This is a genomic window from Pelorhabdus sp. sgz311002 (assembly GCF_056134285.1).
Genome location: NZ_JBWBCL010000003.1, coordinates 176,592 through 189,746, shown reverse-complemented (window position 1 = coordinate 189,746; position 13,155 = coordinate 176,592). Strand labels below are relative to the sequence as shown.

The window sequence follows — 13,155 nt, the reverse complement described above, 5'->3', positions numbered from 1 at the left end:
AGGCTGTCTCACCATGAGACAGCCTATTTTTTCGGAAAGTAAATCGTGAAAGTGGTGCCATGGCCTATTTCACTGCTGATTTCAGCTGTAGCTCCATGACGGTCTAATATGGCTTTCGCAATGGCAAGTCCTAAGCCAGTGCCGCCGGAAGCAACTGAGCGGGTTCGGCTTTTATCGCCTTTATAAAATCGGTCCCAGATGTAGGGAAGATCAGCTGGGGCAATCCCGTGACCTTGATCAGATATTTTGAGACAGACTGTGTTGGCTGCGGTAAATACTTCTAGGGAGATTTCGCCTTCTGGCGGTGAGTATTTTACGGCATTATCCAAGAGAATCAAAATAAGCTGAGTCAAACGATCTCCTTCGGCTAAAATAAGCGGTAAATCCGGGGCGATGGTACTGATCAGTTTGACATTTTTTTGTGCGGCCTGTTGTTCCAGGAGAAACAGAACATTGACGGCGACTTCGCCGATATTTACTGGTTCTGGTGTCCAACTAAAGTCCTCTGATTGCAGGCGACTTAAATCAAGCAGCTCGGCGATTAACTTTTCGAGCCGAGTCGTCTCGCTGCGAATGAGTTGTTGGTAGCGGGTGATTAGCGATGGATCTGTTACTGTGCCATCAAGGAGCGCTTCATTATAACCGCGGATAATTGTCAAAGGCGTGCGTAGTTCATGAGAGATATTTGCCACAAAATCACGGCGGACTCGGTCCATTTTGGCCAGTTGATCTAAGGAGGCGCTGAGGGCTTGACTTAAAGAATTCAAGGATTTTCCTAGATCGCCTACTTCATCACGCGGCAGGTTGGTAATTTTAGAATTATAATTGCCTGCGGCCATGGCTGCTGCCGTAGATCGCATGGCTTTGAGCGGACGAATAATTTGTAGCGATAGAAAATTAGCCAACAGTAAAGCTAACAGGCAGGCCACGAGGGCTGTCAGCAGTAAATAAAGATAAATATGCTTTAAGAAAAAATCAATATCCGCAAGGGGCGTATGAATCAGGACAGTGCCGTTTACAGTTCCGTCACTTTTGATCAGGGGAATGCCTACCATGAGCATATTTTCTTCATAATAAGGATGATAATAGGAGACTGACCAAGTTTCACCGCTATGGTCTTGAATCAGCTTGATAATATTGTCCATTCCGGTGATATCTGACAGTGACAAAGGGGCGTCAGTGGATTTAAAGGCAGCGGGAGGTTCCGGTGTTGTCTGTGTCGGTAACTGTGGCGTCGGCGCTGGCGCTTGTGGCGGTAATGGCGGCTGTTGATTCAGCGGACCGCGGCGGTTGTGATGCTCCGCCATCATCGGCCCCATCATATCGGGCCGCATGGAAGGGTTCATGAAATGATGCATAGGGCTTTCGCGGATCGGACGGCGGTTGGGAGCTGGCGTATCAGGCGCTTGTTCTTCGGAAACGGTAATGAGTTTTAGGTCTTTATCAATAATCCAGACGCGAGAATCGAGAAAGCTGTCAATATGGTTGACAAAGAGGTAGAGCTGACGCTGCGTTAATTGTCCATCGTAATAGTCGTTAACAATTTGAACAAGTTCTTTGCCTTTTGTCATTAGTTCATGTTCTTTGCTTGTAATAAAATAAGTGCGGATTAACGGCGGTAAACCAACGGCGATACTAACAAGCAGCAGAAGGACGGCAGCAATGAAGGCGCCCATTAATTTGTGTTGTAGCGAAATTTTCATTGTTTTACCTCAAACTTATAGCCAATGCCCCAGACTGTTTTAATATCCCAGGGGAGATTGTCTTTGATCATAAGCTTTTTGCGGATGCGTTTTACATGGGTATCTACGGTACGGGTATCGCCGCAATAGGTATAGTCCCACACAATTTCTAAGAGTTGCTCGCGGGAAAAAACTTTTCCTTGATGTGAAGCAAGATGCCATAAAAGTTCCAATTCTTTATTGGCAAAAGCAATTTCTTCATCAAAGGCTGTTACCTTATGTTCCGCGAGATTTATGGTCAGATTTGGTAGGCTTAAAATTTCGCCGCTAGTAGGCGGCGGTGCTGCTGTCCGGCGGAGAACGGCTTTGACTCTTGCGACAATTTCACGTGGATTAAATGGTTTTGTTACATAATCATCAGCGCCGATGTCGAGACCTAAAATTCGATCTTCATCTTCCGTTTTTGAAGTGAGCAGAATAATCGGCGTATCGCTAATCTTACGGAGTTGTTGACAGACAGCCAGACCGTCAAGCACTGGCATCATAATATCTAAGATTACAATATGCGGCTGAATCTGTTGGAAAACAAGTAAGGCTTCAGCGCCGTCACTAGCTTCGGCCACTTTAAAACCTTCTTTAGTAAAGTAGAGAGACAGAAGCTCGCGGATCGACGGTTCATCGTCAACGAGAAGAATCGTAGGCTGCTGCATGGAAAATCACCGCCTGAAGATATATTTCTTTTAGCATAGCATACTTTTTTTCGTAAAGAAAACGGACCTCGTCATCCAAGAGGTCCGTTTTTGTAATCTCTGTTTGTAATGGCTGTGTTTATTGATTAGAGGCTGGCGGAGCGACTGGAGCGCAATTAGCGCCGTCCATCATGCCGTGGCCGCCCATGCCAGGTCCTCTCATACCGCCGTGATGACCAGGACCCATCATACCAGGTCCCATAGCGGACGGATCAAAGCCTTGCTTGCTCCAGCTATCGAGCCGCTGTACTTCAGCATCGGCTTGAGCTTGAGTGATCCAGCCCCAGCCTACTTGTTGCTGAATGAGTTCTTTGCGATTTTCAATCATTTTTTGATGAAAAGAGGTGAAGGCTTGTTTTTGTTCATCCGTCAGAGTATCACGGTGCGTAAAAAAGGGACACATGAAATTTCCCGGTCCAGGGCCTGGCTGATCTGTCGGTGCGGCAGCAAAAGCGGCGCCGGCGATGCCGAGAACAAAGAGACCGACGAAAGCATAGGTAGTTAATTTTTTCAAGAGAATCACTCCTTATGTTTAATTTTCCTTCTGCTTTTATTATAGAAAAACTTTACGGCAAAAGTATGGAGAAAGTGTGAACAAAATCGGAACTTTACGTTTTAAACGGATCAAACTTTTTTAGCCGTAGTGCATTTGTTACAACTGAGACTGAGCTACAAGCCATAGCAGCGCCTGCTAGTATGGGCGATAAGTAGCCAGCCGCCGCTATCGGGACGCCTAGCAGATTATAAAAGAGAGCCCAGAAGAGATTTTGTTTAATATTGCGCATCGTTCCCAGGCTGAGACGAATAGCGGCAGGCAAAGTGCGAAGATCACCATTCATTAATGTGATATCGGCTGCTTCAATTGCTACATCAGTTCCTGTTCCCATGGCAAAACCAATATCAGCAATAGCCAGGGCCGGAGCGTCATTGATGCCGTCGCCTACCATAGCGACAGTTTTTCCTGCTGACTTTAACTGGGCCACTGCCTGGGCCTTATGCTCAGGTAGTACTTCGGCTAGAATATGATCAGTCTCAATGCCGATTTCCTGACCAATGGCTGCTGCTGTTCGCTCGTTATCACCAGTAATCATCCATAAGGTAATTCCTAATTGTTTTAAAGCCGTGATCGCGGTCAAGGAATGTTCCTTGATCGTGTCAGCAACTGCAATGAGTCCCAAGAGTTCTGTTTCATCAGCAAGCAGCATTACCGTTTTACCAGAAGATTCAAGCCGGGTAATTTCGGTTGTAGCGGTTTCGTAGGAAATTTGACGCTCTGTTAATAATAAGCGATTTCCAACAAAATATTTTTTTTCGGCGAAAACTGCTTCAATGCCGCGACCTGGCAGAGCGGTGAATGTATCGACAGTCAGAGCGGGTGTTTGTTGTTCTTCACTATAGGCGACAATCGCTGCTGCGAGCGGGTGTTCTGAATTCCTTTCGGCGCTTGCTGCTAGCGCAAGTAACTCTTGAGGAGTTAGATTACTATAAGGGATCAGATCAGTCACCCGAGGTTTTCCCTCGGTAATCGTTCCCGTTTTATCGAGAATTAGATCGGTAATTTTGTGAGCTGTTTCTAAAGTAGCTGCGTTTTTAATCAGAATTCCTTTTTCCGCGCCTTTGCCTGTGCCGACCATAATTGATGTTGGTGTAGCAAGCCCTAAGGCACAGGGACAAGCTATGACGAGAACAGCGGTGAAATGAGTAAGGGCTTCCGTGAAGTTTCCTGGTAGCAGCCAAAAATACCATAAGGTAAAAGTGAGGCATGATAATGCCACAATGGCAGGCACAAAATAGGCTGAAATTGTGTCAGCAAAGCGTTGAATCGGCGCTTTTGATCCCTGCGCTTCTTCGACGATGCGGACGATTTGGGCCAGAACAGTATCTTTGCCGACTTTAGTAGCTTCTATTTCAAAAGCGCCCAGTTTATTTAAAGTGGCGCCAGTGACAAAATCGCCAGGGCCTTTGTCCACAGGCAGGCTTTCACCTGTCAGCATGGATTCATCAATGGCAGAGGTTCCTTTGAGAATCTTGCCGTCAACAGGGATTTTTTCGCCAGGACGAACTAATAGACGATCGCCGGGAAGGATGACTTCCACGGGAACCTCCTCTTCTTTGCCGTCTTGCAGGCGTCTCGCTGTTTTAGGTTGCAAGTTAATCAGACTTTTAATGGCTTCTGATGTACGCCCTTTCGCGCGCGCTTCGAGTCGTTTTCCTACCAATATAAGTGTAATTAAAATTGCCGATGTTTCGAAATAGAGGTCAGGTGAGCCGTTTAACACATTTGCTAAGCTGAAAAAATAGGCGGCTGAAGTTCCGAGCGCCACTAGGACATCCATGTTAGCGCCGCCACTCCTTAAGGCGCTAAAGGCGCCGCGGTAGAAGGGCCAGCCAGCAATAAACTGAACTGGTGTCGCTAAGGCGAGTTGAAAGTAAGGATTTTTTAAAAGATGGCCTAACGTACTTTCGATCGAAAGACTGTGCAGCAGCATCGCAAACAGTAAGGGGAAAGAGAGAACAGCTGCAAAGAGTAGGCGCAAGGTTTCTTTGCGGGTTTCTTGTCGGCGGATTGCTTCCGTTTCTTTAGCCGGAGCGGAGGGGTGGTTCAAATGAGAACCAAAACCGAGCTTTTCGATTTTCGCTTGGATGGTTTCCAAAGAAATTTGATTTTCATCATATTCGATCGTTGCTTTTTCAGCAACGAGATTGACTGTCGCCTGAGCAACGCCAGGCAGACGAGAAACTACTTTCTCAATGCGGGTGGAACAGGCGGCGCAGTGCATTCCCGTAATGGAAAGTTCTATTTTTTTTGCTGGTATTTCAGGCATGTTGCCACATCCTTTCAAAGAAAATTTACTGAGACATTTATTTTGTGAACTGTTTTATTACAGTCATAAGTTCATTGATGCTTTCCTCACCATGATCTTCTTGGATTGCTTTTACAACGCAACTTTTGGCATGACTGTCAAGAATCAGCAGCGATACTTTATTGAGAGCCGCTCTGGCAGCCATAAGCTGTTGCAAAACATCAATGCAGTAGCGTCCTTCATCAACCATTTTTTCAATCCCGTTAATTTGACCAGCTATTTTTTTTAAACGCGGTTTGATCGTTTGTTTCTCTAAATCTGTTAACATAGTTTAACGCTCCTCGACATTACTATACCCCGGTAGGGTATAGTAAGATTATACAATAAATAAGCTGCAATCACAATAGCTTTTGGTTAGCTTCTCCTTGCTTGAGCTAAGTATGTGTTTGTATCTAAAAATCATCTTTGGAGTAAAGCAGGAACTATAAAAATTTTGTCGAAAAAGATTCTCGGAAAGCTTCCCTTCGTTTTGCTAGATAAGAATTGTATGACAATTAGAAAATATTGACAGGTGAAGAAGAGTAGTGTATTATGAGAGGATGGTACGCAAAAAACAAATAGAGTACCGTGCGTTTATTTTTAACATAAAGGGGGGAGACAATGCGACAAAGAATCATGACAGCAGCCAGAGAGGCAATGGAACAACATGGTGTTAAGTTTACGATGCATGATCTTGCCAGACAGCTTGGTGTTAGCAAACGTTCACTTTATGAACATTTTGCTTCGAAGGAAGCGCTGATTGGTGCGATTGTCGATGAACATCTGAACGAAATTCGCCGTGCCCGTCGTGAAGTTGTAAGCAATCCCCATTTATCATTTGTTGAAAAACTGCGGCAAAGTCTGTTCATTGTGCCACAAGTTTGTACGGCCACCAAAGGGCGCGTCGCTTCGGATATTAAGCGGTTTATGCCACAGGAAAAAGAAAAAATTGATCGTTTTTTTGATGAAGAATGGATGACGCTAGAAGCCATGCTTAAAGAAGGCATTGACCAGGGGGAGTTTCGACCTGTCTATCTTCCTATTTTGCAGCGGATGATACGCGGCACTATGGAGGAAATTATTGAGTATCCTTTTTTAACGGAGCACAATATATCGCTAAAAGAAGCCACAGATTGTATCGGTGATATTCTTATGAACGGAGTCCTTTGCGCCGGGAAAGAATAAAGCCGTCACAAATAGAAGAGTAACAGTGTGAATGGGCATGTTTGCCTAAAAGGAGGAGAGATTACAGATGTGGATGGGAAAATCTTATGGCCGACTTAGTAAGCAAGTAATAGGCTTGGCCGCCATCGCTTCTTTGCTATTGGCAACCGGCTGCGGCAGTCAGCAAGCAGCAAGGCCGCCACAGGCTGTTGCCGTAAAGGCAATGCAGGTCCAGCAGAAAGATACGCCGATTTCTTATGAGTATATCGGTCAAGTGGAAGCAAAAGATCAGGTCGATATTCGGGCTAATGTAACAGGTCGTATCTTGGAAAAAATGGTCCAGGGCGGTGCAATGGTTTATAAGGGACAGCCTTTATTTCGAATTGACAGCCGTCAGTATGAAACAAATTTATTGAACAGTCAGGCACAGCTAGCTCAGTCGCAAGCAACGCTTAGTAATTCACGGCGTGATACAGCGCGTTATCGGACTCTGATTGAACAAAATGCTGTAGCGCAACAAGTTTATGATAATGCTGTAGCGGCAGAGCAGCAGAATGAGGCTCTTGTCGAAGCCAATAGCGCTAAAGTACAGCAGTCCCAAAATGATTTAAATGATACCATCGTCGTATCCCCGATTGATGGGAAAATTGATTTGACAGATTTGAGTGTTGGCAACTTTGTAACAGCTGGTTCGACGAGTTTAGGTACGATTTCATCGAGCGGCCCTGTAAAAGTTGTCTTTAAAATGAGTGAAAATGAGTACTTGCGATTTGCTCAGCAGGGAAAAAGCGATACGGCTAGTTCTTGGGCCCAACAGCTTCGTCTTGTTTTAAGTGATGGTACGGCTTACCCTTATATGGGACGAGTCGATCAGATTGATCGTGCCTTAACGCAGCAGACAGGTACACTTTCGATTAAGGCGACGTTTGATAATCCCCAGGGTTTATTAGTTCCTGGCATGTTTGCTCGGATTTTATCTACTGGTGAAACGCGTCAAGGCGCTATTTTGATTCCGAAACGGGCGATACAACAGATTTTAGGTAAGAACTTTGTGACTGTTGTCGTCGATGGCGATAAAGCGGAAAATCGACCAGTTACGCTAGGACCCGTTGTCGGGAATTTCCAGATTGTCGATAGCGGTTTGAATGCACAAGATATTGTGGTTGTAGAAGGTGCAAATAAAACGCAGCCAGGAGCTACGCTAAATATAGAAATGGTTGCTCCGGATGCTTTTAATGCACCGGATGCCAAGTAGGAGGGGGTTTCATGGCCAAGTTTTTTATTAATCGCCCAATATTTGCGATTGTTATCTCCATTATTATCGTATTGGCCGGGTCAATCTCCATGTATAGTCTGCCTGTAGGGCAGTATCCGCAAATTACGCCGCCGCAGGTTACTGTTAGCGGCAGTTACAATGGTGCAAACGCCCAAACGGTAGAGCAGTCAGTGGCTCAGGTTATTGAACAGCAGGTAAACGGCGTTGAAGGTGCTGTTTCACTGCAGTCTACCAGTACTGACAATGGTACATATACGCTCAATGTAAAGTTTGAGCTAGAAAAAGACGGCGATTTGGCAGCTATGCAGACGCAAAATCAGGTTGGCTGGGCTAACTCACAGTTGCCTAATGATGTTTTAAACGCCGGTCTTGTAACGAAAAAACAGGCGCCTGATACAGTTATGTATTTTTCTTTGTGGGCGCCTAATGGCGATTATGACAATGTCTTTTTGAAAAACTACGGCAGTATCAATATCGTCGACGCCTTGAAGCGTGTTAAAGGCGTCAGTAATGTTAACGAGTACGGTAGCGATTACGCTATGCGTATTTGGGTTCGTCCTGATAAACTAGCGCAGCTTGGTATTACCGTGAATGATATTGGAGCGGCGATTCAGGCGCAGAATGTGCAAGCGCCTGCTGGTAAAATTGGCCAAAGACCGACAGGTCCGAATCAGGACTTTCAATATACGGTCAATGTAAAAGGCCGCTTGGTAGATCCTGAAGAGTTTGCCAATATTGTTGTTCGAGCGCAGCCTGACGGATCCTTTGTGCGGATTGGCGATGTGGCCAGAGTCGAGCTGGGAGGCAAAGATTATTCCTTCAGCAGTGACCTGAAAGGACGCGATTCCGTTACTTTTGCTGTGCAGTTAACACCAGATGCGAATGCACTTGATACCGTTTCGGCAGCCAAACAAGTTATTGAAGAGGCTTCGAAGAAATTCCCTGCTGGTATGGAATATAAAATCGTTGTAGATAATACGCGATTTGTTCGCGAATCACTGCATGAAGTGGCGATCACCTTTGTGGAAGCGTTGCTGCTTGTTATGATTATTGTCTTCTTGTTCTTACAGACTTGGCGGGCTACATTGATACCGCTCTTGGCAGTACCGGTATCATTAATTGGTACATTTGCTTCTTTCGTGTTGCTCGGGTTTACCATTAACACACTAACGCTGTTTGCAATGGTTTTGGCTATCGGCCTTGTTGTCGATGATGCCATTGTTGTTGTGGAAGCAGTTGAGCACCATATGCGCAACTCGAAAATGTCGCCTTATGACGCTACAGTACAGGCGATGAGTGAAGTTTCCGGGCCAGTTGTAGCGATTGCAGCTGTACTAGCTTCCGTATTTATTCCTGTCGCTTTTTTCGGCGGCACCGTTGGTGTTCTTTACAAGCAGTTTGCTATTACGATTGCTGTTTCAATGGCGCTTTCTGCCATTGTGGCGCTGTCATTGACGCCTGCTTTATGTGTAATGTTATTAAAGCCTCATGTGGAAGAGGGCCATCCTGGCGTTTTAGGTCGTTTCTTTGCTGGGTTTAATCATGGCTTTGACCGTTTAGTCGAACGTTATTCGGCGGGCGTGCAAAAAGCGATTCGCCGTTCGGCCATTACGATCATTTGCTTGCTTGTTCTTGTGGTATTGTCTGGCGGTATCTTTAAGAATCTGCCATCTTCTTTTGTACCAAGTGAAGACCAGGGATTTATGTTTTCTGCTATCACTTTGCCAGAAGCAGCGAATCCCAATCGTACGCGTAAAGTGGCGGAAGATATTGCTGCGCAAATCCGCGAAATGCCAGGTGTTGAAACAACGCTGGCGATTACTGGGTATGACATTTTGGCTGGGGCGCCAAAACCAAATGCAGCTCTCTTAATTACAGCGTTAAAGCCTTGGTCAGATCGACCGACTGCGGCGCTCAGCGTTGATGCCAAAATTCGCGATGTATTCCGTCTGACAGCGAATATTCCTGAGGCAAGTGCGATCACCCTAAACGTACCGACACTGCCTGGGATTGGTTCTGTTGGTGGCGTAACCATGATGATTGAAGATAAAGGCGGCGGAACAGTTGCCGATATGGATGCTATTTCTAAGCAGTTTGTGGCTGCTGCCCGGAAACGTCCAGAATTTGCCATGATCAACTCGAGTTTCCAGGCGAATACACCGGGGTATCAATTTGAGGTAGACCGTGATAAAGCCGAGAAGCTCGGAGTTGCTTTGCCTGATGTTTATCAGGCGCTGCAAGCCTTTTTAGGTGGCTGGCAGGTCAATGATTTTAATGACTTCGGCCGTATCTATAAAGTAGTTATGCAGGCAGAACCGCAATTTCGTTCTGATGTAAATGATATGCGTTTCCTCTTTGTTCGCAGCAATTCTGGTACGATGGTTCCGTTGAATACGCTCATTAAGCCAGTGGAAACGTCGGCGCCTACTTCGTTAAAACGATTTAACGGTTTTAGAGCGATTCAGATTAATGCGAGCCCGGCGCAGGGGTATAGTAGCGGTCAGGCCATGGATGCTCTGGAATCTGTAGCAAAAGAAGTTTTGCCATCTACTTACGCCTATGAATGGGCCGATCAAAGCCGCGAAGAAAAACTTTCTGGCGGTCGAGCTCCCATTATCTTTGGTTTTGCTTTAGTTTTCGTATTTCTGTGCTTAGCGGCTCTCTACGAAAGCTGGCGGATTCCGTTTGCGGTCATCTTATCAGTTCCTACAGGCTTGTTCGGCGCGATGCTCTTAACTTATGCGCGCCATTTGGAACTGAATGTGTATATGCAAATTGGTCTTGTCGTGTTAATCGGTCTTGCCGCGAAAAATGCAATCTTGATTGTTGAGTTTGCCAAGATGCGGACAGATCATGGTATGGAGCCAGTGCAAGCCGCTATTGAGGCGGCGAAACTGCGGTTACGTCCGATCATTATGACTTCCTTTGCTTTTATTCTCGGTTCGATTCCGTTGGCAATTGCCGCTGGGGCTGGCTCAGCTGCTCGTATTGCTATGGGAACGGCTGTAGTCGGGGGTATGGTTACCGCAACAATGTTTGGGATTTTCATTGTTCCTGTGCTGTTTGTGGTCATTGAAAAATTTGGTTTGCGTAAGAAAAAGAATCTAGAACCGAAAACGTTGGCTCAGTAGAATTTTTACGATGCAGCGTTTCGTGAAGTAATTTCGATAGGCCGGGCAGTATTCTGCTTCGGCCTATCTTGCTAAATATAAGGAGGGGAAAGAATATGAAAGTTCTCGGTATTAATGGTAGCGCAAGAAGAAATGGTAATACGGCAATTTTGCTGAATAAAGTGTTTGCTGAGCTGCAGCAAGCGGGGATTGAAACAGAGATGCTTCAACTGGGCGGTGAAGGGATTCAAGGCTGTATGGCTTGTTATGGCTGCGTAAATTCGCGTGATCAAAAGTGTGTGATTACGGAGGATATAGTAAATATTTCCCTGCAAAAGATGATGGCTGCTGATGGTATTATTTTGGGATCGCCAACCTACTTTGCCGATGTTACCTCAGATATGAAGGCGTTTATTGATCGTGTGGGTTTTGTGAGTCGCGCTAATGGAGGTCTCTTGAAGCATAAGGCGGGAGCGGCAGTTGTAGCTGTAAGGCGTGGTGGCGCGCTGCATGCTTTTGATACGATGCAGCATTTCCTTCATATTTCGGAAATGTTTTTAGTAGGCGCCAATTATTGGAATTTTGCTTATGGTCGGGATATTGGAGAAGTGGAACAAGATCAAGAAGCCATGGAAAATATGAAAGTGCTTGGTCGCAACATGGCTTACTTAATGCAAAAATTAGCAAAGTAAAATTAAAAATAAAAATTAAAAATAAAAATTTAAAATACCTCTATACAAAATATGTTTTACAGAGTATAATCTATATGTTTGGCCTGTAATAAGTGATCCAGGGTATTTTAGTAAAGAGGTGACGCTTGAATGGCTCAAGAACAAAATTCGTTTCAAGTTGGTATTATCGGCGGCGGCCCTTCCGCGATTTTTGCCGCCTATGAAATGATTACAAAACAGCCGGATTTAAAGATTGTATTGATTGAAGAAGGCAATGATATTTATTCGCGACGCTGCCCTATTGCCGAGAAAAAAGTGGAAAGCTGTATTCGCTGTACGCCGTGCGGTATTATGCGCGGTTTTGGCGGAGCCGGTGCTTTCTCTGATGGTAAATATAATTTTACGACTCAGTTTGGCGGCTGGCTTCATGAATATTTACCAGAGAGTCAGGTTATGGATCTCATCGAATATGTCGACCAGATTAATTCCGGTTATGGCGCTCCAGCGGAAATGTTTAGTACGCAAAGCAGTTCCATTGGTCGCTTGGCTTTGCAGAAAGATCTGCATCTGCTGGAAGCGCGCGTGCGGCATTTGGGAACAGAGAATAACTTGAAGATTTTAGAAGGTATTTTTGATTTTCTTAAAGAAAAAATTACTATGCGGTTTAAGACGCGCGTTGAATCGATTCAACCCCAGGAAAAAGGCTTTAAACTTCTAGTGGGTGAAAAGCAGGAAGTAGTTTGCTGTGATTATTTGATTGCGGCTCCTGGTCGAGCTGGCTCGGAATGGTTTAGTCATCAGTGTCGCGAACTCAATTTATCGTTGCACAATAACCAAGTGGATGTAGGCGTTCGCGTCGAAATTCCCGCACAGGTATTTGAGCATATTACCGATGAGGTTTATGAAGCAAAGCTTGTCTATCGGACGAAGCAATATGGCGATCTTGTTCGTACTTTCTGCATGAATCCCAAAGGCTATGTCGTAGCAGAAAATACTGACGGGATTGTTACTGTGAACGGTCATAGCTTTCGCGATGAAAAACTGCACAGTAAAAACACGAACTTTGCTCTGCTTGTGAGCAATACTTTTACGAAACCTTTTAACGAGCCCTTGCAATATGGTAAAAGAATTGCGTCTTTTTCCAACATGCTGGGCGGCGGCGTGCTTGTGCAGCGCTTTGGCGATTTAATCAAAGGACGGCGTACCAATAGTCATCGTTTAGAAAAGAGCTTTGTAAAGCCTACTTTGCAGGCGACGCCAGGTGATTTGAGTCTTGTTTTGCCTAAACGTCATCTAGATAATATTATCGAAATGATTTATGCGCTGGACGAAATTGCACCAGGTATGGCGAATGATGATACGCTTTTATATGGTGTTGAAGTGAAGTTTTACAGCTCACGCCTTGCCTTGACAAAAGAGTTGGAAACAGAAATTCCCGACTTCTTTGCCATCGGCGATGGCGCCGGCGTAACGCGCGGACTTTCCCAAGCCAGCGCTAGCGGCGTTCATGTAGCTAGAGTGATTTTGGAGCGGCTAAAGGCCTAATTGGTTTTTCATTCGTGTGTACTTGATCTTTCTATATTGGCATTCCCTGCGGGGAGTGCCCTTTTTGTATGACGGTAAAAGTGCCCGGGCATAATGAAACAAGAAGTTTTCGATA

The 13,155-nt window shown here is 45.3% G+C and carries 10 protein-coding genes; 5 read left to right on the top strand and 5 right to left on the bottom strand.

Features of this window, described 5'->3' with window-relative positions; all coding sequences use genetic code 11:
* Window positions 1-23 precede the first annotated feature (23 nt).
* From AC0NJP_RS06685 to AC0NJP_RS06665, 5 genes are all read right to left on the bottom strand, one after another.
* The gene (locus AC0NJP_RS06685) at window positions 24-1,703 is read right to left on the bottom strand and encodes a sensor histidine kinase (protein ID WP_474699251.1); all 1,680 of its coding nucleotides are present in this window, start codon (window positions 1,701-1,703) and stop codon (window positions 24-26) included.
* Window positions 1,700-2,392 (bottom strand): response regulator transcription factor, encoded by a 693-nt coding sequence (locus tag AC0NJP_RS06680; protein WP_474699250.1) that lies wholly within the window; start codon window positions 2,390-2,392, stop codon window positions 1,700-1,702. Before AC0NJP_RS06680 ends, AC0NJP_RS06685 begins: the two co-directional genes overlap by 4 nt.
* Before the next feature lie 118 nt (window positions 2,393-2,510).
* Window positions 2,511-2,945, bottom strand: coding sequence for a DUF2680 domain-containing protein (locus tag AC0NJP_RS06675; RefSeq protein WP_474037597.1), 435 nt, complete (start codon window positions 2,943-2,945; stop codon window positions 2,511-2,513).
* Window positions 2,946-3,039: 94 nt separating this feature from the next.
* Window positions 3,040-5,256: a heavy metal translocating P-type ATPase gene (locus AC0NJP_RS06670; RefSeq protein ID WP_474699249.1), complete on the bottom strand. Its 2,217-nt coding sequence runs from the start codon at window positions 5,254-5,256 to the stop codon at window positions 3,040-3,042.
* 37 nt (window positions 5,257-5,293) lie between these two features.
* Entirely contained in the window at window positions 5,294-5,563 is a 270-nt protein-coding gene (locus tag AC0NJP_RS06665; protein ID WP_474699248.1) for a metal-sensitive transcriptional regulator, read from the bottom strand.
* 332 nt (window positions 5,564-5,895) lie between these two features.
* Here AC0NJP_RS06665 and AC0NJP_RS06660 point away from each other — a divergent pair, with 332 nt between their 5' ends.
* The 5 genes from AC0NJP_RS06660 to AC0NJP_RS06640 all read left to right on the top strand — a co-directional run bounded on the left by AC0NJP_RS06660 (window position 5,896) and on the right by AC0NJP_RS06640 (window position 13,040).
* Window positions 5,896-6,459 carry a TetR/AcrR family transcriptional regulator gene (locus AC0NJP_RS06660; RefSeq protein ID WP_474037602.1) on the top strand — a complete coding sequence of 188 codons (564 nt, stop codon included), beginning with the start codon at window positions 5,896-5,898 and terminating at the stop codon, window positions 6,457-6,459.
* A gap of 67 nt (window positions 6,460-6,526) precedes the next feature.
* Entirely contained in the window at window positions 6,527-7,693 is a 1,167-nt protein-coding gene (locus AC0NJP_RS06655; protein WP_474699247.1) for an efflux RND transporter periplasmic adaptor subunit, read from the top strand.
* Window positions 7,694-7,704: 11 nt separating this feature from the next.
* On the top strand, window positions 7,705-10,845 hold the full coding sequence (locus tag AC0NJP_RS06650; protein ID WP_474699246.1) for an efflux RND transporter permease subunit: 3,141 nt from the start codon (window positions 7,705-7,707) through the stop codon (window positions 10,843-10,845).
* A 95-nt stretch (window positions 10,846-10,940) separates the two neighbouring features.
* Window positions 10,941-11,516, top strand: coding sequence for a flavodoxin family protein (locus AC0NJP_RS06645; protein WP_474037605.1), 576 nt, complete (start codon window positions 10,941-10,943; stop codon window positions 11,514-11,516).
* A gap of 129 nt (window positions 11,517-11,645) precedes the next feature.
* Window positions 11,646-13,040, top strand: a complete 1,395-nt coding sequence (locus AC0NJP_RS06640; RefSeq protein WP_474037606.1) for an NAD(P)/FAD-dependent oxidoreductase — start codon at window positions 11,646-11,648, stop codon at window positions 13,038-13,040.
* Window positions 13,041-13,155 lie beyond the last annotated feature (115 nt).

Bases quoted from the DNA above. Each gene is read 5' to 3' on its own strand.
- AC0NJP_RS06685 (WP_474699251.1), bottom strand. From the start codon at position 1,703: ATGAAAATTTCGCTACAACACAAATTAATGGGCGCCTTCATTGCTGCC.
- AC0NJP_RS06680 (WP_474699250.1), bottom strand. From the start codon at position 2,392: ATGCAGCAGCCTACGATTCTTCTCGTTGACGATGAACCGTCGATCCGC.
- AC0NJP_RS06670 (WP_474699249.1), bottom strand. From the start codon at position 5,256: ATGCCTGAAATACCAGCAAAAAAAATAGAACTTTCCATTACGGGAATG.
- AC0NJP_RS06665 (WP_474699248.1), bottom strand. From the start codon at position 5,563: ATGTTAACAGATTTAGAGAAACAAACGATCAAACCGCGTTTAAAAAAA.
- AC0NJP_RS06660 (WP_474037602.1), top strand. From the start codon at position 5,896: ATGCGACAAAGAATCATGACAGCAGCCAGAGAGGCAATGGAACAACAT.
- AC0NJP_RS06655 (WP_474699247.1), top strand. From the start codon at position 6,527: ATGTGGATGGGAAAATCTTATGGCCGACTTAGTAAGCAAGTAATAGGC.
- AC0NJP_RS06650 (WP_474699246.1), top strand. From the start codon at position 7,705: ATGGCCAAGTTTTTTATTAATCGCCCAATATTTGCGATTGTTATCTCC.
- AC0NJP_RS06645 (WP_474037605.1), top strand. From the start codon at position 10,941: ATGAAAGTTCTCGGTATTAATGGTAGCGCAAGAAGAAATGGTAATACG.
- AC0NJP_RS06640 (WP_474037606.1), top strand. From the start codon at position 11,646: ATGGCTCAAGAACAAAATTCGTTTCAAGTTGGTATTATCGGCGGCGGC.